Annotated in this window: 19 protein-coding genes and 2 pseudogenes; 8 read left to right on the forward strand and 13 right to left on the reverse strand. The window is 58.8% G+C overall.

Annotated elements, in window-relative coordinates; translation table 11 throughout:
• Positions 1-110 precede the first annotated feature (110 nt).
• Positions 111-1,070, forward strand: coding sequence for a LysR family transcriptional regulator (locus tag BFR47_RS03735; protein WP_071471831.1), 960 nt, complete (start codon positions 111-113; stop codon positions 1,068-1,070).
• 106 nt (positions 1,071-1,176) lie between these two features.
• On the opposite strand, the gene BFR47_RS03740 is transcribed toward BFR47_RS03735, so the two are convergent.
• From BFR47_RS03740 to BFR47_RS17380, 6 genes and pseudogenes are all read right to left on the reverse strand, one after another.
• A complete protein-coding gene (locus BFR47_RS03740; protein WP_071471832.1) occupies positions 1,177-1,860 on the reverse strand; it encodes a response regulator transcription factor in 684 nt (227 codons plus the stop codon).
• Positions 1,861-1,935: 75 nt separating this feature from the next.
• The gene (locus BFR47_RS03745) at positions 1,936-3,789 is read right to left on the reverse strand and encodes a sensor histidine kinase (protein WP_071471833.1); all 1,854 of its coding nucleotides are present in this window, start codon (positions 3,787-3,789) and stop codon (positions 1,936-1,938) included.
• A 159-nt stretch (positions 3,790-3,948) separates the two neighbouring features.
• Positions 3,949-6,033, reverse strand: coding sequence for a putative bifunctional diguanylate cyclase/phosphodiesterase (locus BFR47_RS03750; RefSeq protein ID WP_071471834.1), 2,085 nt, complete (start codon positions 6,031-6,033; stop codon positions 3,949-3,951).
• A gap of 92 nt (positions 6,034-6,125) precedes the next feature.
• Positions 6,126-6,551, reverse strand: coding sequence for a methyl-accepting chemotaxis protein (locus tag BFR47_RS19385; RefSeq protein WP_425433985.1), 426 nt, complete (start codon positions 6,549-6,551; stop codon positions 6,126-6,128).
• Positions 6,552-6,713: 162 nt separating this feature from the next.
• Positions 6,714-6,908 (reverse strand): annotated as a pseudogene (locus BFR47_RS19390) (PAS domain-containing protein); the annotation flags it as partial.
• A complete protein-coding gene (locus BFR47_RS17380; protein ID WP_083398997.1) occupies positions 6,905-7,420 on the reverse strand; it encodes a PAS domain-containing protein in 516 nt (171 codons plus the stop codon). The gene BFR47_RS17380 and the pseudogene BFR47_RS19390, both read right to left, overlap by 4 nt.
• A 338-nt stretch (positions 7,421-7,758) precedes the next feature.
• On the opposite strand from BFR47_RS17380, the gene BFR47_RS17935 reads away from it, so the two are divergent.
• The gene (locus BFR47_RS17935; protein ID WP_175514053.1) at positions 7,759-7,932 is read left to right on the forward strand and encodes a hypothetical protein; all 174 of its coding nucleotides are present in this window, start codon (positions 7,759-7,761) and stop codon (positions 7,930-7,932) included.
• A 66-nt stretch (positions 7,933-7,998) separates the two neighbouring features.
• On the opposite strand, the gene BFR47_RS03760 is transcribed toward BFR47_RS17935, so the two are convergent.
• The 3 genes from BFR47_RS03760 to capB form a co-directional block, all read right to left on the reverse strand.
• Complete coding sequence (locus BFR47_RS03760; protein ID WP_071471835.1) at positions 7,999-8,946, reverse strand: helix-turn-helix domain-containing protein; 948 nt, start codon at positions 8,944-8,946, stop codon at positions 7,999-8,001.
• A gap of 110 nt (positions 8,947-9,056) precedes the next feature.
• A complete protein-coding gene (gene capA, locus BFR47_RS03765) occupies positions 9,057-11,138 on the reverse strand; it encodes a caprolactamase subunit alpha (protein WP_071471836.1) in 2,082 nt (693 codons plus the stop codon).
• Positions 11,139-11,165: 27 nt separating this feature from the next.
• A complete protein-coding gene (gene capB / locus BFR47_RS03770; protein WP_071471837.1) occupies positions 11,166-12,905 on the reverse strand; it encodes a caprolactamase subunit beta in 1,740 nt (579 codons plus the stop codon).
• 270 nt (positions 12,906-13,175) lie between these two features.
• On the opposite strand from capB, the gene BFR47_RS03775 reads away from it, so the two are divergent.
• The 3 genes from BFR47_RS03775 to BFR47_RS03785 all read left to right on the forward strand — a co-directional run bounded on the left by BFR47_RS03775 (position 13,176) and on the right by BFR47_RS03785 (position 15,530).
• The gene (locus BFR47_RS03775) at positions 13,176-14,507 is read left to right on the forward strand and encodes a purine-cytosine permease family protein (RefSeq protein WP_071471838.1); all 1,332 of its coding nucleotides are present in this window, start codon (positions 13,176-13,178) and stop codon (positions 14,505-14,507) included.
• 208 nt (positions 14,508-14,715) lie between these two features.
• On the forward strand, positions 14,716-15,063 hold the full coding sequence (locus tag BFR47_RS03780; RefSeq protein WP_071471839.1) for a DUF1428 domain-containing protein: 348 nt from the start codon (positions 14,716-14,718) through the stop codon (positions 15,061-15,063).
• A 47-nt stretch (positions 15,064-15,110) separates the two neighbouring features.
• Complete coding sequence (locus BFR47_RS03785; RefSeq protein WP_245748782.1) at positions 15,111-15,530, forward strand: VOC family protein; 420 nt, start codon at positions 15,111-15,113, stop codon at positions 15,528-15,530.
• Between the two features lie 38 nt (positions 15,531-15,568).
• On the opposite strand, the gene BFR47_RS03790 is transcribed toward BFR47_RS03785, so the two are convergent.
• The 3 genes from BFR47_RS03790 to BFR47_RS03800 all read right to left on the reverse strand — a co-directional run bounded on the left by BFR47_RS03790 (position 15,569) and on the right by BFR47_RS03800 (position 18,543).
• Positions 15,569-16,360 (reverse strand): NRDE family protein, encoded by a 792-nt coding sequence (locus BFR47_RS03790; RefSeq protein ID WP_071471840.1) that lies wholly within the window; start codon positions 16,358-16,360, stop codon positions 15,569-15,571.
• Positions 16,361-16,429: 69 nt separating this feature from the next.
• Positions 16,430-17,278: a DNA ligase gene (locus BFR47_RS03795; RefSeq protein WP_071471841.1), complete on the reverse strand. Its 849-nt coding sequence runs from the start codon at positions 17,276-17,278 to the stop codon at positions 16,430-16,432.
• Positions 17,279-17,337: 59 nt separating this feature from the next.
• Entirely contained in the window at positions 17,338-18,543 is a 1,206-nt protein-coding gene (locus BFR47_RS03800; RefSeq protein WP_071471842.1) for a CynX/NimT family MFS transporter, read from the reverse strand.
• 206 nt (positions 18,544-18,749) lie between these two features.
• Here BFR47_RS03800 and mobA point away from each other — a divergent pair, with 206 nt between their 5' ends.
• Positions 18,750-19,340, forward strand: coding sequence for a molybdenum cofactor guanylyltransferase MobA (gene mobA, locus BFR47_RS03805; RefSeq protein ID WP_071471843.1), 591 nt, complete (start codon positions 18,750-18,752; stop codon positions 19,338-19,340).
• A 58-nt stretch (positions 19,341-19,398) separates the two neighbouring features.
• Here mobA and BFR47_RS03810 read toward each other — a convergent pair.
• Positions 19,399-19,952 (reverse strand): annotated as a pseudogene (locus BFR47_RS03810) (NAD(P)H nitroreductase).
• A 258-nt stretch (positions 19,953-20,210) separates the two neighbouring features.
• Here BFR47_RS03810 and sppA point away from each other — a divergent pair.
• Positions 20,211-22,046 carry a signal peptide peptidase SppA gene (sppA, locus tag BFR47_RS03815; protein WP_071471844.1) on the forward strand — a complete coding sequence of 612 codons (1,836 nt, stop codon included), beginning with the start codon at positions 20,211-20,213 and terminating at the stop codon, positions 22,044-22,046.
• Entirely contained in the window at positions 22,046-23,062 is a 1,017-nt protein-coding gene (ansA, locus tag BFR47_RS03820; protein ID WP_071471845.1) for an asparaginase, read from the forward strand. The genes sppA and ansA overlap by 1 nt, the downstream gene beginning before the upstream one ends.
• Positions 23,063-23,114 lie beyond the last annotated feature (52 nt).

Here is a 23,114-nt window from a genome sequence, read left to right on the forward strand (position 1 = left end):
GATGAGGGCAGTGCCGATGCCTGGTTGACCCTGAAGATGGCAGACATAATGCGAAACACGAGATATAGTTACCAATAAATGTTAATGACAACCAATATAGATAATCATCAATGAATGTTCGCCATCTGACTTTTCGTCTGTTGCAGGTGTATGTGGCCGTGGTGCGCCTGGGCTCGGTATCCAGGGCCGCCAGCCAGCTGCACCTGACCCAGCCCACCGTGTCCCAGCAGCTCAAGCGCCTGGCCGAAGCGGTGGGCGAGCCGCTGCTGAACATCGGTGAGGGGCGCATCACCCCTACTCTGGTCGGCACCGAGCTGTACCATGCGGCACTGGACGCCCTGAGCCGGTTCGAAGACTTCAACGGCTTTTTGCAGGACGCGCGCCAGGGCACCCGCGGCAGTTTCAGCATCGGCGTGGTCACCACCGCCAAATACATACTGCCGCGCCTGCTGGGGCCCTTTAACCGTAGCTTCCCGGGAGTCGAAGTATCCATCAGCGTCGGTAACCGGGGCTATATTCTGGATCGCCACCGGCACCAGCAGGACGACCTTTACCTGTTCAGCCATCCTCCCACCGGCGAGCACACCCTGAGTGGCCGTTTTATCCATAATCCGCTGGTGCTGATCACTCCACCGGATCACTGGGCGGTGCACCATCCCCCCGCCGATTTCTCGGCCTTGCTGGAAGAGCGCTTTCTGCTGCGCGAGCCGGGTAGCGCCACCCGGCTGGTGTTTGAAGAATGGCTGCGCAAGCGCAACCTGCAACTGAAGCGGGTCATGCAGATAGAGAGCAACGAGGTGATCCGCATGAGCGTGGAGCAGGGGCTGGGGCTGGCGGTGTTGTCGGAACACACCCTGGCCGAGGGCGAGCACAAGCTGGGGCGCCCGGCCATTCCCGGATTTCCGCTCGGCAGCCACTGGTATCTGGTCTGCCACGGCAACCGGCGCATGCCCTATGCCGCCGCCAACTTCGTGCGCTTTATCAACGACAACCTGGCCCATTGCGTCGATGAGCGGTACATCCACAACGATCTGGGCGCCCTGCTGACGCAGCTGAATACCCAGCACTGAACATGGCATCAGGCTGCCAACATCGGTGAGTCATCAAGCTGTAGGCGGACTGCCGAGCTCGCCTTTTTGAGTCATGTGAGTCTTAATGGATAAAGACCCTCCAGGATCACGAAATAATCTGCACCGGGTGACTGATGCAGTAACCCTTGCCGTAAACGGCTTTGATGCTCAGCTCGTTCTCGATGTTTTTCAGCTTGCGCCGCAGACGGTACATCAGGGTTTCCAGCCGGTGGTTATCGTATTCGTACTCCTGATAGCCCAGCGATGAAATCAGTTTGTTTTTACTGACCGGATGCAGTGGTTGTAACGCCATCACCCTGAATACCGTGTATTCCTGAGGCGTTAACGGTATATCCCCGACATTGGGCGATATCAGGCTCTGTCGTTCGATGGACAAGGACAGCGGCTGCACTTGCCGCTGCTGCTGAGGCGTGCGCCTCAACAGGGCACAAAGATTGGCCAATATTTCGTCTGTTATCACCGGCTTGGTCAGATAACAGTCGGCCCCGTCGAGTAAGCCCTTTATTCTGAACTGGCTCTGCACCATGCCGGTCAGCATCAGAATACAGCTATGAGGCGATGCTTTCCTGATGCGCGCCAGCGCGTCAAAACCACTGCCGTCGGGCAGCCGGGCATCCAGAATAATGGCATTGGGCCTGGTATCGGCCAGTGAGTCCCACAAGTCGGATAAAGTGTGACAACTGGTCACCCGGTATCCTGCTTTGACCAGAGCGTCTTTCACGGTCTGGTTCCAGACGGGATCGTCTTCTACAACAAAAATCGTGATCATGACCCATCCCCATGAATGTCGGCTGCAATCGAAAAAACCATCATGACCGAGCGCATTGATAATACCGGCTCAGCGTCATTCTGATGCCATCGTGGCAGGAAAAGAAAGGATGAACAGGTTCCCTTGTTGGTGGCAGGAAGAAAAGCTGATAGACCCGTCCAAGGATTCTACGGCTTCCCAGGTGAGAGTTAAACCGACCCCTTTTTTCAGGTTGCCGATGGCCGGGCCATTATCGTTCACCCCGAGATAAAGCCGGTCGTTGCCCGTCCAGTACTCAATCTGGCAGCGGGTGCCACCGGGACTGTGCCGAATCACATTACTGATCAGGTTTCCGATGATGATCTCCAGCATACCGGCATTGATGTTCCACTCCTGCGGGGAAGAGGATGCCACCCGGATGTCGTGATCGTGGCATGTGAACTGAAAGTTGGATACCACCCGCTCCAGCAGAGAGCCGATATCTGTTGGAGCGGCTTCTTTTTTAGCCAGGTCGAGATGGAAGCTGGTATCAATATATTGATCAATCATCTGTTCCAGCCTGGTTGCATTTTTTCTTACGCTCTCCATGCTTCGGGACTGACAGGGGGCTGTGTTTTCCAGTTCGTTGCATATGATGCTGATGGGCGTGCGAAAGTCGTGCGTCAGCAGCTTGAAAAACCGGCCTTGCAGCTCTCTGATCCTGACTTCAAAGTTCAGCTTGAGCTCGGTTTGAGCAAGTCTCTCCGAGTTCAGTTTAAGGGTGTAGATTTTGTTGGTAATGGCCAGATAAATAAACAGCGCATGGATGATAATGGTGAAGTTGATCGAAAAAAGCGTGATGTCGTTTACCGGCAGTATTCCGAAGCTTCTCAGTATGGCAAGGATGGTCGAAGTGTTGTGTATCAGAAAGGCCACCAGATATAGCCTGGCCGCCTTTTCTCCCTTGATACTCATGATCGTCGCCATGGTCGTGATGTAAACCATGAGAAAGAGAAAGACCAATTGCAGGCTGGCCGATACAAAAGCGTAATGACCAAGGCACAGCAAGCAGACAGAAACAATGGCAATCAACCAGCACAAACCCCGGGTCCACTTCCACAGTGTGGGATAGTGCAGCTGAAAGTTGGTGATGCGAATCAGCTCGACCCCGGTCATGAGGGTCAGACACATCATCAGCACCATCATATCCAGTTGCGAAACGGGCCCAAACGACATATTCATGCTTTTCGCCCAGCCCTGAGCGATGAAGTGAATACCGGTGCTGGCAATCACATAACAAGAGTAAATCAGGTAGATTTTTTCCTTTATGGCAATGCCCGTAAATAATGTCATCAGGGCGAGCATGCTCAGGGTGCCATAAAAGAACATGAAGCCGGTCGCCGACCTTATCTCCTTGTGGCTGTAGTCGTCGGCCGGATAAAAGGACAGCTTGAGAGCCCTGGATGATCGACTGTCCAGAGTCAGCAAAAAATAATGTTCGCCCCGCTCCGTCATGCTCAGATCGAATACCGGATACCTGAAGTCGTTGCCGCCGTCACTGGGAGGAGCCGCCAGTCCCCTGAGCTGAGCGTCGGAGCTGTAGTTGACCAGGGCACCGCCGGAGAGTGGCTGCAGGGTGACCTTTTCCAGAAAAGTCGGCGATACCTCGAGGATCAGGTGCTCATCATCACGTTCGGTTGTCAGGGTGAGCAGAAAAAAATCCGGCCGGGGTGTAAAGCCGCCAGACCAGGGCAGTGCTATCTCCGCCCGCGGGAGCCGACGGATAAACGCCCACCTTCTGTTTTCTTCCCCTATCTCGCTCACCTGGAGCCGTTCTATCCGATATCGGGGCTCAGCATGCCCGGGCGCCTCAGCCAGAGCTAAATGGCAGTAAAATAATGAAATAACCCCCATGATCAAAAACAGCCTGGCGGACAGAAGGCGTTCAATGACATTGCTGATGATGGGCATGACTGACTGTTTTAAGCTGCTGATAACGGAAGAGTCCAAACGAGACTGTTTTGAGGGGCGATCTTATACACGTTACTCGATGGTGGGAAGCACAAACAGACTGGCAATGAAAACCCCGAGCCCGGACGGGCTCGGGGAGCAGAGAAAAGATGAGAAGAGTTACTGGAAAGCGGGAGACAGCTCAATATCCGGACTGGATTGTGCCGTCGTGCCGGGCAGCACATCGGCCGGAGCCGGTTTGCCCAGCAGGTACCCCTGTAGGGTATTACACCCCAGCCGGGTCAACAGTTCCTGCTGCTCCGGCGTTTCCACGCCTTCGGCAACGATTTTCATGCCCAGTGTCTTACCCAGCGCAATGATCGCCTGAATGATGGCTTCGTCATCGTTACCCTGAGCCAGCTCGGTAATGAAGCCGCGATCGATTTTCAGCTCATTGGCCGGCAGCCGTTTGAGGTACAGCAGGCTGGAGTATCCCGTACCAAAGTCATCGATGGAAATGGACACGCCAAGTGCAGACAGCTGGTTCAGTACCTTCAGGCTGGCCTCGGCATCGCGCATGGCAGTGGACTCGGTGATTTCAAGCACCAGGTGCGAGGGCGCCAGCTCGTGTTGCGCCAATGCCGTGCGGACCACCTCCACCAGACTCGCGTGCTCCAACTGAACGGCGGACAGATTCACCGCCACACTCCAGTCGCAATGCCCCTGCTGGTACCAGGCTTTCATCTGCCGACAGGCCTCGTTGATGACCCAGTTGCCGATAGGGACTATCAGCCCGGAGCTTTCGGCCAGCGGCAAGAAACGATCCGGTGTCAACCAACCGTGTTTGGGACTTTGCCAGCGCAACAGGGCTTCCAGCCCCGTCATGGGGCCATCCGGCGCCACCAGTTTTGGCTGATAGTGCAGCACCAGCTCGTTGCGGTGAATCGCCTGGCGCAGATCCTGCTGCAGTTGCATTTGCAGGTGCACGTCGGTGTTCATATTGTGTTCAAAAAAACGGTATCCGTTGCGACCCTGTTTTTTGGCGTGATACATGGCGGCGTCGGCGTTCACCATCAGCTCGTGCTCTGTCTTGCCGTCATGGGGATAAATGGCAATGCCGATGCTGGCCGAGACGTACAGGGGAAGATTCGAGATGTGATAGGGTTGTTCTATCGCCTCAATCACCCGCTGGGCCAGAACGGCAGAGTTTTCGGGTGAATCCGGCTCCATCAACAGCACAAACTCGTCCCCGCCCAGTCTTGCCGCTGTGTCACCTTCACGTGTATTCGCCAGCAGGCGGTGCGAGACTTCCTTCAGCAACAGATCGCCCACATGATGGCCATACATGTCGTTGATGGCTTTAAAACCATCCAGATCCAGAAAGAGAATCGCAAACTCGCCCCCCTTTCGCTCGACCCGGTGTATCGCCTGCTCCAGCCGGTCGTTCAGCAGGACACGATTGGGTAACAGGGTCAGGTTGTCATGCAGGGCCAGCTTGATCAGCTCGTTATTGGCCTGGTCGAGCGAGTTGGCCAGCCGGTCCGTGCGTACATCCAGCATCGACACGATCAGCGCAATGGCAAAAACGGCCAGGCTCACAATGATAACCAGCACGGCGAGCCATTTGGTATCGATGCCGCTGTTGGCCGCACTGCAAAAACTGTTGAGCGGAAATTTCGAGGCGGCCATCCCTGTGTAATGCATGCCGATGATGGCACAGCCCATGACCAGCGCCGCGCCAATGCGGCTAAAGGTGGCCCGCTTGACCTCCTGACGCAGACGAAAAGCCAGCCACAGGGCTGCCACCGAAGCAAGAATGGCGATAACGATGGACAGCACAAATATCCAGGGCACATAAATGATACGCGGCGTCATCAGCATGGCTTCCATGCCGGTATAGTGCATGCTGGCAATACCCAGCCCCATCAGTACACCGCCCGACACCAGCCGCCCCCAGGGCAAGGAGTCCTTGCAGACCAGATAAAGAGCCAGTGCCGAGGACACGATGGCAATTAGCAATGAAAGCAGGGTAAGGGGGACGTCATAGCCCAGCGTAATGGGCAGCTGGAAAGCGAGCATGCCGATAAAGTGCATTGACCAGATGCCAAACCCCATGGCGAAAGAGCCGCCAATCAGCCACAACAAGGCGGACCTGCCCGACGTACTGGACACTCTGCTGGCCATGTTCAAAGCCGTGTAGGACGCAAGAATGGCGACAAGAACGGAACAGACCACGAGAGCCTGATTGTAGCTACTTGGTAACATCAGAAACCTGTTTTATATGAATGTCATGTAAGATACGCCGCTACCATGCACTATGGTTGAACAAGGGTTTCAGCACCTGCGACAACGGAGCCCTAACCCAATGTCTCGACGGCAGAGACCACCTGCTTGGCACCGGCCAGGATGTCGTCGAAAATGTCCCTGACCTGAATGATTTGTTGCCGGGATTTCTCCGAATAGGCGTCGATCTCATAAATGGATTCGACGACCTCCTGAGTGACTTCTCTGTTCTGGGCCACGATAACGGCTATTTCTTCCGTCGCCTTGGTGGTTCTGGATGCCAGTTGTCTGACCTCATCGGCCACCACGGCAAAGCCTCTCCCCTGCTCACCGGCTCGAGCCGCCTCGATAGCGGCATTCAACGCCAGCAGATTGGTCTGACTTGCAACACTGCTTATCGTACCCACAATATCGGAAATACTTTTGGCCTGCTCATTCAGCCTGTCCAGCACGGCTTCCGTTGTTTTGACTCTGTCGGCAATCAACACCGAGGTATTCATGGCCGAGGTAATGGCTTGCTGACTGTTTTCGATCTCACCGGCTGTTTGATGCGCCGTAGTATGCGCAAGCAGAGCGGCCTGCTCAATTCTGTCGTCTTTCGACACCTGGTCGGTGATATCTGTAGCAAATTTGACGACTCTGATCACCTTTCCGTCGGCGTCTCTGATCGGGTTATAGGTCGCCTCCAGCCAAATCGGCACTCCGTCACGTCTGAATCGCCTGAACCTGCCGGAGTTGAACACGCCAGCGGCCAATGATGCCCAGAAGTCGGGATATTCATGATAAAAATCACCATCACATAAAATACGGTGATGATATCCCTTGAGCTCGGCGAGCTGATAGCCGGTGGCCCTCATGAAATTCTCATTGGCAGCAAGAATGTTCCCTTCAGGCTGAACTCGATGACGGCCATAGAACGGTCCAACGCCTGACTCACCGAGATATGAGAACGCAGGCTGAGGGTATCCCGGGTCACATCTGCTGCAATTTTCAGTATTCTGTCTACCTGACCGGCCTCGCCTTTCACCGGGAAATAAGTTGCTTCGAGCCAGACCTCACTGCCGAAAGCATCAAACCTGCGGAAGGTGCCCCGGTGGGACTTTCCCTCTTTCAAGCGTTGCCAGAACGCCAGGTAATCCTGCGTGTTCACATAGTCCTGATCACAGAACATGGCGTGATGCTGATTGATTATCTGGGGCAGTCGATAGCCGGTCAGTTCCAGAAAAAGAGGATTTGCATCCATGATGGTGCCATCGGGCCTGAACTCGATGACGGCCACGTTTTCCGAGATAGCCGAGATAATGCTTTCCCTGCCGGACAGTGATTGCCGCAATGTTTCATTTTCGGCTTTTATTTTTTTGCAAAACATTTTTCCCTTGCCCGTTCTATTTGTGTCGTGAAGCTGCCGTTATTAAACTGAACAACTTCATCTGCAAAATAAGCCTCATGCTAGCAAGGGGTGATACGGAAAAGCTCACCAAAGCTCACCGTTAGCGATGAGATTTTCACAACGATGACCTAAGGCCAGCCTGAATATCCCCTCGTTTTGCCAAGAAGACCTCCTGAGCCAGGGTGAGAGCATGAGTGTCTGCTTTTTAATCGCCCCCGTTTTTATCGCTCAATATTTCGAGAGCCCCCTATCAAAGTGGGCAAATTACGAACAACCACAGCGCCCTGTATTTTGAAAAGTGTGATCTATGTTCGTTCATGATCTCACCCTGCCTCCTGAGCGAACTGATCTCGGGTGCCTATATTCTCATCTGGCCCTTCCTCACTCTGTGGATATTGCTGATTTTCAAGGCAGTGCTCAAGGATGTACGCGAGGCTGAAAAGGAAAACCGCGATCTGGTGCAGGCTCCGGTTTCACGGCTTGTCGAATGAAAAAGGCGGACCCAGGGGTCCGCCTTTTTCATGGTCAGTACAGGGTTCAGCTGCCAGGCACCCGGCTCAGACACCCGGCTGTCGGGCTTCCTTGGGGGTCATGCCAAACCGGCGCTTGAAGCTGCGGCAAAAGTGGGCCTGATCGCTGAAGCCCCACTTGTAGGCGATATCGGCCAGGGTGCGACCGCTGCTACTCCGGCGGATTTCCGCCTCGGCCCCCTGCAGACGGATTTCGCGAACCCACTGACCCACGCTGAACTCCCCTTCCTGAAACAGCTTGTGCAAATAGCGGGTGGAAATGCCGCAGGCCGCCGCCACCTGTTCCGGGTTCAGATTAGGATCACGGATGTGTTCCCGAATATACTGCTCGACCCGTTGCAGGTGCACCTGGCACAAGCCGCTGTCTTCGCTGCCGATGGCTCGCTGATCGCCCTCAACTGCCAGAGCGAACAGCTCTATCAGTTGACGTAACAGAGCTTCCGTCTGGCGGTCATCCAGATAGGCCACCTGATGTATGATGCTGTGGAAGAAATCAAAAAAAATGGCACCCAGTCCCTGGCTGCGATCGAACTCGCTGAACAGATAGCGCTCGGGAAACCGCAGTCGGGCACGTAGCAAGGAACCCGGAACCCGCAACACCCACAGACTGTTATCCTGACCGTATTCAAATTCATAGGGCTTGTCGCTGCGTTCCAGAATGAAGTTACCGGGCCGGCAGCGCACGCTACGCCGCTCCTGGCTGAAGCGCACTTCCTGCCGCTCGGGAATGGTGATGAGGAAATGATTATCGTCGTGCGGGTTGATATGCTGTCGCAGACGTCGGTAACTGGTGGGGGAACTACTCAGAAAAGAAATGCCGAACTGCGCCACTTCCCAGCGCCACAGCTGACCGTAAAAACGATGTTGTTCGGTAAAGCGCAACGCCAGATCAAAATAGGTACTTCCTATCACCCCTTGCCAGTACTCCTGCCGCTCCGGCACCGGCAGCAGGTTGGTCAGATGGCATGAATGCATGCTCACTCCTTCGCAAATCCATTGCGTCTTGCCCGGTCAAAAAAACCGCTGGCCCATGGTAAACCCGGACCAGCGGCAATCACAAGGGACATTGTGACAAAGCGGTTACATTACTTCACTCTGGTCAGCCGGTAACAATTGTTGGACTCCAGCACCAGGCACCAGCCCGGGCGCACCACTATGTTGGTGGTCGGTTCTTCCACCACCGCCGGCCCCATGATCTCCAGGCCTACGTCCAACCGCTCGCCGCTGTACACACCGGTTTCAATCCAGTGACCATCGGCATCGAACAGCATCTGCCTGTGGCCAGTCAGGGCATCAGCCTGAGTGCGGCCCGCAGCCACCAGCTGCTGTACCGGTGGCTTGCTCACCCGGCCGGTGAGGGTCGATTCAATGTTCACCAGCTCTACCGGGTTGTTCGGCTCGCTGTAGGTATACAGCTCTTCGTGGCGGCGATGGAAAGCCTCGAGCAGGGCGTCTACCGTGTCGGGGGTTATTTCTCCGCCGGGGAGCTCCACCGGGCATTCGTGGATCTGGCCCTGGTAGCGCATTTCCACGCTGCGTGACAGGCCGATGTCGTCCATCTGAAAGCCGTCGGCCAGCAGGTGATCCGTTCCCTGGCGCTCAAGCTCGTGAAAGCGCTCGTTGAGCAGGCTCAGATCCGCCTCCCGGTGGATCGGCATGGGCTCCGAGGCCAGATAGTTGTAGCGCACGTCCGAGATAACCTGGCCAAAGGCGCAGAACACGGAAGCCACCTTGGGCACCAGCACGGTACGGCTGCCAATTTCCTCGGCCAGCGCGGTAATGTGCATGCCGGCCGCGCCACCGGCGCAAATCAGGGCGAAATCTCGCGGGTCATAACCTCGTTCGATGGACACCCTGCGGATACCACTGACCATGTTGAGGTTGACGATGGTACTGATGCCATAGGCTGCCTTTTCCACGCTGATACCGAGCGGATCGGCCACGTGCTTTTTCACCGCCTGCCAGGCCGCATCCCGGTCCAGCCGTATGGTGCCGCCCAGCACGGCATCCGGGTTAAGGTAGCCGAGTACCAGGTTAGCGTCGGTCACGGTGGGACGGGTGCCGCCCTTGCCGTAACACACCGGACCCGGGGTGGCACCGGCACTCTCCGGTCCCACCTGCAGCATGCCGAACTCGTCCACCTGGCAGATGGAGCCGCCGCCGGCGCCCAGAGTTTCCACCTGGATCATGGGCACGCCGATACGGTAGCGTAAAAAGTCAATGTCCTTGCTCAGGTTGGTGTGGCTGTCTTTGGTCAGGGTGATGTCGAACGAAGTGCCGCCCATGTCCACCGTGATCACGTTCTCGATGTCGAACGGCCGGGCCACATAAAGGCCGGCCTGGGGCGCCGAAGCCGGGCCCGAGTTGATGGCGTTGACCGCCCTGCCCTGCATGGCCTCGCCAATCGCCAGGCCGCCGTTAGACTGGAAATAACGCACCGGATACCTGGCACCCAGACTCTTGAAGTAATCGTCGATACGTTCCACATAGCGGCGCATCACCGGACTCAGGTAGGCATTAACGATGGTGGTGGAGGTGCGGGTGTACTCACGGATCTGCGGATAGACCTCGCTGCCGGTACACACGAACACCCCGGGCATCAGCTGCTCGATCAGTTCCTTGGCGCGTCGCTCGTGAGCCGGATTACGCACCGCCCACAGGAAGGAAATGGCCACACTTTCGACCTCTTGCTCCTTGAAACAGGCCACCGCCTCGCGGATCTGCTGTTCGTTGAGCGGGCTGTGTTCGGTACCGTCGGCCAGGAAACGACCGTCGATGCCCCGGCGCAAATGGCGCGGTACTATCATGTGAGCCGGCGGAAAGTCGGCCTCGTAGCGATAACCCTCTTCCTTGTGGCCAAGACGGATCTCGATGCTGTCTTCGTGACCGGTGCTGCACAGCAGGCCGACCTTGACGCCCTTTTTTTCGATCAGGGCGTTGAGTGCCACCGTGGTACCGTTGATGCACAGATCGCATTCCTGCACTATCTGACTCACCGGCTTGTTCAGGGCTTCGGCAATCTGGCCCAGACCGTTGCGGATGGCGATGGTGCCGTCCTCGGGGGTAGACGGGCTCTTGAACACCCGAATGTTGCCATCGTTCTCGGCCAGTACAAAGTCGGTAAAGGTGCCGCCAGCATCCACACCCAGGCGATATTTACTACGCATAATCAGTTTCCTTACCTTTTAATTGGTTCAGCCACGCAGGCGGTCGGTTGCAGCCAGGTCAATGCTCAGATCTTCGGGGTTCAGTTTGACGCCGTATTCCAGTTCGGCCGCTTCCAGCGATACCAGACCGTTGCGTACATCCTGCTGTACCGCCTCCGGATCCCGCTCTAGAGCCAGCCCATAGCCGCCTCCGCCCGGGTTGATGTTGGTCACCCGCTCACCGGGCTTGATAGTGATGATGGTGTTGTGTTTGTGCACGGTTTCCTGCTCCGGGGTGGTCACGACCAGCTTGCCCAGCTTGGGCTCGAGCAGCCGGTTCTCGGCACCCGCCGCCCCCATGGTGGGGATCTGTCGGCCTTCGCCGAAGGCAATCACCTGCATCTCGTGCCCCCTCGGCTCCACTACCCAGGCCGTGCCTGAGCCGCCCCTGAACTTGCCGGCACCGCCGCTGTCCTGCAGCAAACCATAGCGATGGATGATGATAGGGTAGGAATATTCGAGCAGTTCCACATCGCCGGAGCTGAGCGCACCGAAGCAGCAAAGCGGCCCCACCGCATGCCAGCCATCCATCACCTGGGTAGCACCGGCACCGGAGATAATGGACGCCAGCACCATGGTCACGTACTGCTCACCGCTGCGCGGATCGATGCCGGCAATGTTGATACCGCTGGCATGACCCCAGGAAGCGGTGACCCGCTCGGGAGCGGCCTGCTCCAGGGCCTGGCGCACGGCGTCGGTCAGGGTTTCCATCGGGGTGGTGGTACAGTTAACGTGTGGCGCCGGCTCCACCGCATTGCACAACGTGCCTTTTTCGCCCAAATCCACGGTTACGCAGCGATACAGACCCTCGTTATAGGGCGGCGGGAGCTGAGCGAACATCATCAGGCCCAGATAAACGCCGGACAGGGAGTTACCCTCGTAAGAGTTGATGAAATACGGGATTTGCGGCGGACTCTGCACGGCAATGTGCAGTTGGTCGCCGGTGACCGTGATGGTACTGGTGATTTCCATCTCGCCAAAGCCGTGCCCCGCGTCTTCCAGCACGGCACTGCCCTGGTAGACGCCGTCGGGCACGTCGCGGATCAGTGAACGCATCTGCCGATCGGCCATGTCCTTGAGCTCGGCAATACAGGCCTTGACCGTGTCCACCCCGTATTTGTCGAGCAGGGCAAGCAGGTTGCGTTCCCCCACCCGGCAGGCGCCGAACTGGGCGTTGATGTCCCCTTCCTGATCCCGACGGGCGCGCATGTTGGTAAGCAGCAGGTTGATCACGTCGTCTCGGCGCTTGCCCTTTTCCCACAGCTTGACCGGTGGAATGCGCAGGCCTTCAGCATAAATTTCCTTGGCATCCGGGTTATAACCGGCCGGCACCGGACCGCCGATATCGGTGAGATGGCCCTTGCATACGGTCCAGAACACCAGTTCGCCTTTGTAGAACACCGGCTTGTACATACAGCAGTCGAGAATATGGCTGCCCTTGTAGGCCGGGTCGTTGTGGTAGATGACATCCCCTTCCTGAACGTCGCCGTCGAAGAACTCGGCCACCGCCTTCATCGCCGGGATCAGCGAGCCCAGATGAATGGGAATGTCCTGGCCCTGCAGGATCATCTCGGGAAAATGGTCGAACAGGGCGTTACTGTAATCGTGAGCCAGGTTGAACACGCTGGAGCGCCCGGTCTTTTCCAGGGTGAGGGTCATCTCCCGTTGAGTGGTTTCCAGCGCTCCGCGCACCACCGCCAGGGTTATGGGATCTACATGTGTGGCCATCGTCTACCTTCCGTTTTATGACTGGCTGAACAGCGGTTAACAGCTTGTAACCGCCGAGTTACGCAGCCAGTATAAAAGCCGTTTTCCCTGGCCGACTTGACGATGGGTGCACCCGTTTTTGACCACTGGCGCACCGGGCAGTGATGCGCTGGCTGGCAATAGCCGATGCGCTCAGGTGCAATTTTCTTCCTGTCGGTTCCTTTTATGCTGCATGGGTTAGTAATGGCTCAACAGAGGTTGAGCCTTATCCCGAGTGAAAAGGAGTTTGCCATGGCGAATATTTCGCATCCCCGGAGTTCGGATCCGGACTTTACCCGTTCACCCGTGCCCCAGAGCGCACGCATGTCCCGTTTCGGCCTTACCATGGCCTGGTGGTCGGTGTGCAGTGCCATGTTCTGGCTGGTCGTGTCTGCCACCCTGGCCATTAATTACGGCACCGTCAATACCCTTATCGGTCTGGGCCTCTCGGCGCTGTGCTACAGCCTGATCAATGCCGTTATCAGCCGCCATGCCATCCGTACCGGGCTGTCGGTGGGGCTTTTTTCCCAGACCCTGCTGGGGAGATCGGGGGCGGCCCTTGCCACCCTGATCTTCTTCGCCACCGCCATTTATTACGGAGTGTTCGAAGGTTCGGTGATTGCGGTGGCCATTCAGGGTTACTTTCCGTCCCTGACCCTGAACCAGGCCTATCTGCTGGTGGTGTTATACAGCGTGCCTCTGGTGCTGGGCAGCGTGCAGCGCTGGCTCGACAAGCTGAACGGCGTGCTGCTGCCCTTCTACCTGCTGGGGCTGGCGGCAGCGGTGCTGATGACCCTCAACACCTACGGCTACAGCCATACTTGGCTGCAACTGGGGCCGGAAGGCGGTGCGCCAGCCGACGGCTGGTGGCGCTGCTTCAGCTACTTCATGGGGGTGTGGATCCTGATGATGTACACCTGGGATTATGCCCGCATGGGCAAAGAGGAAGACGCCGACTACCACGCCCGTTTCAATTTCGGCCTGCCATTCTATGCGTTTACCTTTCTGGTCAACGGCGTGGTCGGCATATTCCTGGCCGCCAGTATTCCCACCGATGGGCCCGTAACCGAGGTGTCGGTGGTGCTGGCTCTGCTGAAGCTGATGGGCCTTGCGGGTCTGGCCTTCGTCTGGGTCAGCCAGACCCGCATCAACACCGCCAACTTCTATCTGGCCACCATCAACCTGCAGAGCTGTCTGGAAAAAGGGCTGGGGCTGCGGCTGCCCAAGCTGGTCTGCGGCGTGCTGGTGGGCGTGGTGGTCTATCTGCTGATGCTGACCAATGTGTTCGAGTTCATCCTGCAGGCGCTGGCCTATCAGGGCATCTTCGTGGTGGCCTGGGTCGGTCTGGCGCTGAGCCATATTTTCTTCGACCCGGGCACGGTACGCTACGGCGAGCAGGCCCCTCGTTTACGTTCGGCCGGCCTGGGTGCCTGGCTGGCGGCAGCGGGACTCGGAATCGGCTGCATGATGGCGGGCGAACAGTGGAGCAACCTGTCGGCGCCCCTGTCCTTTGTAACCGCCTTCGGCCTCTATAGTCTGCTCAACCGGCGTTCAGCCCGCCTGGCCTCCGCAGAGCAGCCCTGAAAGGGCAACCGCGAACTGGTTCATGCCGGATTGTTTATAGCGATTGCCTATAACTACAGCGGGCCCTGCGGGGCCCGTTTTTCATTTAGAGCAACAATGATAACTCTTCATTGATAACAATGACTTGCAAAAGACTTAAACAAATTTCAACTCCGTGTGCATGCGCCTGCGTAGTATTAAAACATTATGAAGCTAAAGGGGATTAGCAATGGACTATGTAGAAGGCTTCGTCGCCGCAGTGCCTACGAAAAACAAAGATGAGTATATTCGCCATGCAACTGAAGCGGCCCAGCTATTCAAAGAACACGGTGCAACGCGATTGGTTGAGTGCTGGGGGGACGACGTACCGTCGGGTGAAAAGACGTCATTTCCACAGGCCGTGCAATGCCGTGAAGATGAAACGGTCGTCTTTTCCTGGGTGATATGGCCCTCTCGACAGGCAAGAGACGCTGGTATGAAGGCAATTATGGAAGATCCACGAATGCAGGATAACCCGATGCCATTTGATGGAAGTCGGCTTATTTACGGCGGTTTTCAGATGATAGTAAACCAATAGTATGCGCCAGTCTCATAACAGGGCACAGCCGTACGCAGGGAGCAATAATGATGAAACCACGGATTAGCATGATCACTTTAGGTGTGAGTGATCTGCCGCGTTCTGTAATGTTCTACGAGCGGGGACTCGGTTTTCCGCGCATGGACTCTCCACCTGAGGTGGCGTTTTTTACGCTGAATGGTACCTGGCTGGGATTGTACGGCCGTGCAGCTTTGGCGACCGATGCGTCGGTGTCTGAAGAATCAGGCGGATTCGCCGGATTCAGCCTGGCGCACAATGTGAGTTCGGAGCAAGAGGTCGACCAGGTCATTGCTCAGGCTGCATCAGCCGGTGCCGTTATCACGAAGCCCGCTCAGAAAACGGATTGGGGTGGCTACGCAGGTTATTTTTCTGATCCGGATGGTTATCTCTGGGAAGTTGCTTACAACCCACTGTTCTGGGTCGGGCCCTCGGATGAACCGGCATAACAAACCGCATCAGTACGCGGCCGACAGCCGCTCCGGAATCAGACGCGGCTCCCCTGCCCCTTGTTAGTCTCGGTCCGCTCCAGCGTCCAGCTTGCCTGTCGTCGTTCCAGCGCGGCGCCTTTTGGCCCCCGTCCCTGCTCGGTAATCGCCACCCTGCCCTGCTCGACGCACAGCACCGTCTGGGCCCGGGTGCCGTAGTCCGGACTCTGAATGAAGATGGACGACAGCAGACTTTCCCACTCAGGGCCGACGCCGGTATTGGGCAGATGCTCAAGCGCGGCCCGGGTGTCGTCATCCAGCAGGCCGAACGCCGTTCCTTCATGCACCGGGCCGAGTGTGGCCAACCCCTGCTTGAGCCGCTCCACCTTGGGCCAGGGGGTGTCGAGCATGGCGTTGGACAGGCCATAGAGCCCCGCCTCCAGCCGGCGGGCATCCGCCCCCGGGCGGTTGCCGCCATACCATAGCTCACCACGGGTCAGCTCCCCCACCAACAGGTTGAAACCGGCGTAATCATCGCCTTTGACCAGCTTGTGACGTAAATAGGCTCCGGGATCCTGCTCGCCGGCCAGAAAATCGGCCACCAGCTCGCCCCGGCTACGCCCCCCGGAGCGGGCCCCGCCTTCCCGCACATTGGTCAGGGCGGCAAAGCGCCCACTCCGGCTCATACCCAGCCAGGTGCCCCCGGCCTGCAAATCACGCCCGGCCCAGATGTCGGGATAATCCGGCCACCAGTGGGCCGGCGCCGTGGGGCGGGCATAGAATTCGTCCCGGTTGGCCAGCAGATGCAGCCGGCGCTGTTCCGGCTGCCAGCAAAAGGCGATAAGACACAAAACGAGGTTCCTCGAGGTGATAGGGATAATGACCCCCACCTTACTCCCGAGACCGACGCCAGGCCAGTCTCAGGGCCGCTCCGGCGCGTCGTTTCTGACTCGCACGAAGCTGGCAAAGCGGGGCAATCGCTGACCGGTCTCGCCCCGGTAACGATAGGTTACCATGCTGCCCACCGGCGGCGGCTGTTGTCGCTGCCCATCGCTGAAACCGGTGCCCAGCCGAAAGCGCCGGCCATCTTCCGTTTCCACCAGCAGGGCACCCAGCATGCCCGCATATTTGCCCTGTCCGGGCAGGTGCGCCAGCACGATCGCCTCCGCATCCTGAAACCGCTTGAGCTTGAGCAGATCCTGATTGCGCGTGGGCAGATAACGGCTGTCGCGGTGGCGCAACATCAGCCCCTCGCCCCCCAGATCTTCCACCTCGGCCAGATAGGCAGCCAGGGCGGTGTTATCGGGCAGCCGGCGCTGTTCAATCAACTCCAGGTAGGGGGTATCAAGATGCAGAAACAGTCGTTCCAGCGCACTCAGGCGAGCCTCGAACGGCAAGTCGCTGGCGGGAAGGTCGAATACCATGAAACGAAGCTGTCGCCATTCAGCCTCGTCGGGCCGGTAACGGCGCACCGCGGCCGAGAGATCTTCGAATCGTCCTCGCCCCAGCCAGAGTTCACCGTCCAGTGGCGTATCGGGAAAGCCGGCCACAAACCAGTCGGGCGTCGAAAAACGATGGCCGCCGCGTGACAGCAGCTCGCGCCCGTTCCAGTAGGCCCGCACCCCGTCCAGCTTTTCGCTGACCCTGTAGTGAACCACATCCTGCTGTTGATAGTCCGCCGCCAGTTGCAGCGGAGGGGGTTCCGGTACCTGTGCGCCGATGCCGACCGGGGCCAGCGCCAGGGGCACCAGCAGAGCAACCTGTTTCATGACAAATCCTCCCTCTGTGCCGCCAAGTATAGGCAGCGGGGAGACAAGCCGGAGCCGGGTTACCGTTGCTGATCCGGCACCACGTTGATGGGACGAGCGGCAAAGCTGCCAACGGCAAGTTGCGCCAACTGTAACGCCAGCATCAGCAACAGCGCCCACTGCCAATCGCCGCCGATATCACGCAGCAAACCCAGCGAGACCGGGCCCAGCGCCGCCAGCAGGTAGCCGATACTCTGGGCCATGGCAGACAGCGCCGTGGCCTGGGCGGTATTGCCGGCCCGCAGCACAAAAAACGACAGCGCCAGGCTGAGTGCGCTGCCACAGCCCATGCCAATCAGCGAGGCCCACAGCAGGGGGGCCGCCGCCGGTTGCCACCAGAGCCCGGCGATGCCGGAGAAAGAAACGAGAAAGGTACCCAGCACCAGCATCCGCTGACTGCGCATTTTGGCCGCCAGTATCGGTACCAGCAGATTGAAAGGAATGCTGACCAGGTTGATCAAGGCGGTGGCGGTGCCGGCTTCATGGGCGTCCAGGCCGTTTTCCAGCAGAATTTTGGGCAGCCAGGTCGCCATGGAATAAAAATAAAACGACTGCAGCCCCATGTAGAAGGTGATGGACCAGGCCAGTTTGTCTCGCCACAGGCTGATGCGCACCGGGTTGACCGGCCGTCCCACCCCTTTTACCCCGAGCATCGGCAGCCAGAACAGCAGGCAGACCAGTGGCAGTATCGCCCACAGCGCCACCGGATAGCGCCAGCTGCCAAACTGCTCCAGCATCGGCACCGCCAGATACACGCCCATGCCCGCCCCCAGGCTCAGGGTCACGGAATACAGACCGGTCATCAGCCCCACCTGCCGCGGGAAAAAGGCTTTCACCAGCCCCGGGATCAACACGTTGAGCACGGCGATGGCCGAGCCCAGCAACAGGGTGCCGAGGATCACCAGCGGATAATTGTCGACCAGCCGCAGCCCCACGCCCAGGCTTATCACCATCAGGCCGGCAATGGACAGCCACTGGGGCGCCCAGCGACGGGTCAGCCAGGGCACGCAAATGGACATGACACCGAAACACAGCAAGGGCAGCGTGGTCAGCAGGCTGAAGGCACTGGCGCCGATATCCAGCGCGGCTCGAATTTCCATCACCAGTGGGCCCACCACCACCAGGCCGCCACGCAGGTTGACAGCGGCCAGCATCAGCGCCACGACGGCCAGCAACGCGATAACGGGACGGCCGCGGAAGGGGCCGTCGGGAGAGAGGGTTGTCATTATTATCCTTAGTCAGCAAGTGCCACTGCGCTGCAAGACATACCCGAAGTGATGATCGGTTGGCAGCGCGTTGAAGAAGGTCCATGTTAGGATTTGAGTCCGAAGAGAGCAAGTATCACAAAAATATCAATTACTTGATTTGGCGACTGCCGCCAACACGGTTAAATGGTTACTATCGACAGCAAGCTGCACTAACAGGGAATATGATGCTGGATCCAAAAGATATCACTGCCGTTATTCTGACCGGGGGCGAAGGCCGGCGCATGCAGGGTGCCGACAAGGGGCTGCTCACGCTGTGGGGCAAGCCGCTGGTGGTGCATCTGCTGGAGCGACTCCGCCCTCAGGTCGGTAATGTACTGATCAATGCCAACCGCAACCTGGAACGCTACCGGCCACTGGCGCCGGTGGTGCCGGATAACGACTGCGGCTATGCCGGTCCCCTGGCCGGATTTGAAGCCGGGCTGAGCCATGCCCCGAGCGAATGGGTGCTGTTCGTCCCCTGCGACAGCCCGCTGGTGCCACCGGATCTGGCACACCGTCTGTGCGCCGCCATACAACGTCACGATCAGATAGCGGTGGTGGACGACGGCATTCAGCTCCATTCCGCCACCGCCCTGGTGCACCAGTCACTGCTGCCGTCGCTGTGCAACTACCTGGACGGCGGCGATCGCAAGCTGCAGCTGTGGTATGAACGCCATCAACTGGTCACCGTGGACTTCAGCGACCAGGTCGACGCCTTTGTCAACCTCAACACCGACGACGCCCTGCAGCAGCTGGAGCAACGGGGTCAGGCATAAACAAAAAGGGGCACGTCATTTTATGTAAATGACGTGCCCCCTGCTTGCGATAAATGGATTACGAGCCGAAATAACGCACGAATTGCGCCGGATCCCGCTCGGGCAGTTTGCGTACTTCCACCTGGGGGGTACCCAGATACAGGAAGCCGACGATTTGGTCCTGCGCGTCCAGCCCCATGGCCTGATGCACGCCGCGGTCGAAGGCAAACCAGCCGGTGCGCCAGATGCCGTTGAAGCCCAGCGCCAGCGCCGCCATCTGCATCGCCATCAGGGCGCAGCCGGCCGAGATTTCCTGCTCCAGCTGCGGCACCTTGTCATGAGGCTTAACCTTGGCCACCACGGTGATCACCATGGGCGCACGCAGCGGCGCGTTGCGGGCTTTCTCGACGCTGTCTTCCGCGTCCCCCCTGGCCCGTGCGGCCTCGGCCAGAATGTCACCCAGCTTTTCCCGCTGCTCACCGCCGAACACGATGAACTCCCAGGGCGTCAGCGCCGCATGATCCGGCGCCCGCAGTCCGGCCTTGAAAATGGTTTCCAGCTGCTCGCCCGCCGGCGCGGCTCGACCAGCCGGGGATTGGAATGGCGATTGAGTAACAGTTCCAGTGCTTCCATGATTAACACCCTTCAGTAACACGCTCGGATTTTGATGCCCGCTACCTTAGCAGCACCGCGCTCGAGCATAAAGCCAAAAAAGAGGCATTCTCAAATACGTACCCCTGCTTATGGCCTGCCGGTAAAGGGGGTAACGGCTCATGGTGCCTTCGCCAGACAAGACTGGTTTGGCTATCAAAACCACACCACGCATGGTATTGCGCCGTCGCTGCCGTCATAATGGGCTGATTCGACAATTATTCCGATTAAGGCGTCGCTATGTGGTCTGCCATCAAGTGGTTCTTCCGTACTCTGGCCCGGGTACTGAATGCCATTCGCATGTTAATTATCAACCTGCTGTTTCTAGTCATTGTGGTCTCGGTGATCCTGGTGTTCAGCGCCAAGGAAGAAGCACCCGAGCTGCCGGCCAGCGCCGCGCTGACCCTGACCCTGACCGGCCCGGTGCTGGAGCAGGACGCCACCGCCACTCCCCGGCGACTGGCCGAAAAATGGCTGTCCGGCGATACCACGCCGCCGCCCATGACCCTGAGCCAGATCAAGGAAGCCCTGGACCGGGCCCGCAACGACGAGCGCATCGGCGCCCTGGTGCTGCGGCTGCAGAACATGAGTGAGTCCAGCCTGACCAAGCTGGACGAAGTCGGCGAGGCCATCGAAGGCTTCAAGACCTCCGGCAAGCCGGTGTATGCCCTTGGCGACTACTACACCCAGGGCCAGTATTACCTGGCGGCCCATGCCGACGAAGTGCTGCTGAACCCGGCCGGCGCCGTGACCATTCAGGGCCTGGGCGTCTACCGGCTGCACTACAAGTCGGCCTTCGAGCGTTTCAACATCACCCCCCATGTATTCCGGGTGGGCACCTACAAGTCGTTCGTCGAACCCTATCTGCGCGACGACATGTCCGAAGAAAGCCGCGAAGATACCCGACGCTGGCTCGGCCAGCTGTGGCAGCATTATCAGGACAACATCGTCAAGCTGCGGGATATTCCCGCCGACCACATCAATCCGAGCAAAGAGCAGCTGCTGAGCCGCTTTGGGGCGGTAAATGGTGATCCGGCCCGCTATGCCCTGGAGCAGGGCCTGGTCGACCGGCTCGCCAGCCGCAACGAGATGCTGCAGACCGTGGCCGAACAGGTAGGCTGGGACAGCCAGACCAACGGGTACATGAGCGTGGACATCCCCGCCTACCTCAGCCACAGCGAGTCACGCAAGCATGCCGCCCCGGCGGTGGGTCTGATCACTGCCAGCGGCGCCATCATGAGCGGCGATGCAGGCCCCAACACCATCAACGACGAATACCTCGGCCGCTTGATCGATGAGGCCCGGCTGGATGCAGACATTCACGCCCTGGTGCTGCGTATCGACAGCCCCGGTGGCAGCGCCTTTGCCGCCGAGCAGATCCGCAGCAGCCTGCTGCGCTTCAAGGAAAGCGGCAAGCCGCTGGTGGTGTCCATGGGCAGTACCGCCGCCTCCGGTGGTTACTGGATAGCGGCCGACGCCGACAGGATCTACGCCGCGCCCACCACCCTCACCGGCTCCATCGGCGTATTCGGCCTCTTCCTCACCTTCGAGGAAGCCTTCGAGAAGCTGGGCCTCCATACCGACGGCGTGGGTACCACCGACTTCGTGGGTGCGGGCCTGACCACCGGCCTGCCGGAGCACACCAAGCAGCTGATCCAGATGGGCGTGGAGCACACCTACGATCAGTTCGTCGAGCTGGTGGCCAAGGGCCGCAGCCTGAATCCGGAGCAGGTAGAGCGTGCCGCTCAGGGCCACGTCTGGACCGGACAGGATGCCAAGGCGCTGGGACTGGTGGATGAACTGGGCTATCTGGACGATGCCCTGGCCGGTGCCGCCGGTCTGGCCGAGCTGGCGGAATTCAGCGTCAAGCCGGTGAAACTGCCTTCCTCCGCCAAGGAGATACTGCTGGAGCAACTGCTGCTGGACTCGGGCGCCTTCGGCGACTGGGCCACCGCCGCCCTGCCGGTGGTATTGCGTCCGGCCGGTGAACAGCTCAAGCAGGAATTGTCGGCCCTGAGCCGCTTCGACGATATCCGCGGCCAGTATGTGCTGTGCGTTGCCTGTCAGGAGTTCTGATGCGCCAGAAAAAAATCTACATCGCCTATACCGGCGGCACCATCGGCATGCAGAAATCCGCCAAGGGCTACGTGCCCCAGGCGGGTTTCATGACCGACTGTCTGGCCCATACCCCGGAGTTTCATCGCCCGGAGATGCCGGCCTACCATATTCACGAGTACGATCCCCTGATCGACTCTTCGGACATGACGCCCGCCGACTGGCAGCGGATTGCCGACGATATCAAGGCCAATTACGACGACTACGACGGCTTCGTGGTATTGCACGGCACCGACACCATGGCGTTCACCGCCGCGGCACTGTCGTTCATGCTGGAAGACCTGGACAAACCGGTGATCGTCACCGGTTCCCAAATCCCCCTGGCCGAACTGCGCTCCGACGGTCGTCCCAACCTGCTCAACGCCCTCTATGTGGCCGCCTGTTATCCCATCCACGAGGTGGGACTCTTCTTCAACAACCGCCTGTATCGGGGCAACCGTGCCAGCAAGGTACACGCCGACGGTTTTCAGGCCTTCGACTCGCCCAACTTTCCGCCCCTGCTCAATGCCGGCATTCATATCAGCCTGGAGTCGGGCACCCTGGGCACCGCCACCGGTAAACCCTTGACCGTCAGCCCCATCACGCCCCAGCCCATCGGCGTGGTCACCCTCTACCCCGGCATTTCCGCCGAGGTCATCGGCAACATTCTGCAACAGCCGGTCAAGGCGCTGCTGCTGCTGTCCTACGGGGTGGGCAATGCGCCCCAGAACGAGGCCATGCTGACCCTGCTGGCCGAGGCCTCGGCCCGGGGTGTGGTCATCGTCAACCTGACCCAGTGCCTGCGCGGCACCGTCAACATGGACGGCTACGCCACCGGTCACGCCCTGGCCCAGGCCGGCGTCATCTCCGGTTACGACATGACCACCGAGGCGGCGCTGACCAAGCTGCACTATCTGCTGAGCAAAAACCTGCCGCCGGAGCAAGTTCGCAAGTTGATGGGGCAGAATCTGCGCGGGGAATTGAACGCCCCGGCGTAAGGTGTGAGGCCTGACATGGCAGCCGGCTATTTATGCGGGGCATAGCCTGTGC

The organism is Oceanisphaera psychrotolerans (genome assembly GCF_001870485.1).
Lineage (GTDB): Bacteria > Pseudomonadota > Gammaproteobacteria > Enterobacterales > Aeromonadaceae > Oceanimonas > Oceanimonas psychrotolerans.

Coding starts and splice junctions, on each gene's coding strand:
- BFR47_RS03735 (WP_071471831.1), top strand. CDS start 111: ATGAATGTTCGCCATCTGACTTTTCGTCTGTTGCAGGTGTATGTGGCC.
- BFR47_RS03740 (WP_071471832.1), bottom strand. CDS start 1,860: ATGATCACGATTTTTGTTGTAGAAGACGATCCCGTCTGGAACCAGACC.
- BFR47_RS03745 (WP_071471833.1), bottom strand. CDS start 3,789: ATGCCCATCATCAGCAATGTCATTGAACGCCTTCTGTCCGCCAGGCTG.
- BFR47_RS03750 (WP_071471834.1), bottom strand. CDS start 6,033: ATGTTACCAAGTAGCTACAATCAGGCTCTCGTGGTCTGTTCCGTTCTT.
- BFR47_RS19385 (WP_425433985.1), bottom strand. CDS start 6,551: ATGAATACCTCGGTGTTGATTGCCGACAGAGTCAAAACAACGGAAGCC.
- BFR47_RS17380 (WP_083398997.1), bottom strand. CDS start 7,420: ATGTTTTGCAAAAAAATAAAAGCCGAAAATGAAACATTGCGGCAATCA.
- BFR47_RS17935 (WP_175514053.1), top strand. CDS start 7,759: ATGATCTCACCCTGCCTCCTGAGCGAACTGATCTCGGGTGCCTATATT.
- BFR47_RS03760 (WP_071471835.1), bottom strand. CDS start 8,946: ATGCATTCATGCCATCTGACCAACCTGCTGCCGGTGCCGGAGCGGCAG.
- capA (WP_071471836.1), bottom strand. CDS start 11,138: ATGCGTAGTAAATATCGCCTGGGTGTGGATGCTGGCGGCACCTTTACC.
- capB (WP_071471837.1), bottom strand. CDS start 12,905: ATGGCCACACATGTAGATCCCATAACCCTGGCGGTGGTGCGCGGAGCG.
- BFR47_RS03775 (WP_071471838.1), top strand. CDS start 13,176: ATGGCGAATATTTCGCATCCCCGGAGTTCGGATCCGGACTTTACCCGT.
- BFR47_RS03780 (WP_071471839.1), top strand. CDS start 14,716: ATGGACTATGTAGAAGGCTTCGTCGCCGCAGTGCCTACGAAAAACAAA.
- BFR47_RS03785 (WP_245748782.1), top strand. CDS start 15,111: ATGATGAAACCACGGATTAGCATGATCACTTTAGGTGTGAGTGATCTG.
- BFR47_RS03795 (WP_071471841.1), bottom strand. CDS start 17,278: ATGAAACAGGTTGCTCTGCTGGTGCCCCTGGCGCTGGCCCCGGTCGGC.
- BFR47_RS03800 (WP_071471842.1), bottom strand. CDS start 18,543: ATGACAACCCTCTCTCCCGACGGCCCCTTCCGCGGCCGTCCCGTTATC.
- mobA (WP_071471843.1), top strand. CDS start 18,750: ATGCTGGATCCAAAAGATATCACTGCCGTTATTCTGACCGGGGGCGAA.
- sppA (WP_071471844.1), top strand. CDS start 20,211: ATGTGGTCTGCCATCAAGTGGTTCTTCCGTACTCTGGCCCGGGTACTG.
- ansA (WP_071471845.1), top strand. CDS start 22,046: ATGCGCCAGAAAAAAATCTACATCGCCTATACCGGCGGCACCATCGGC.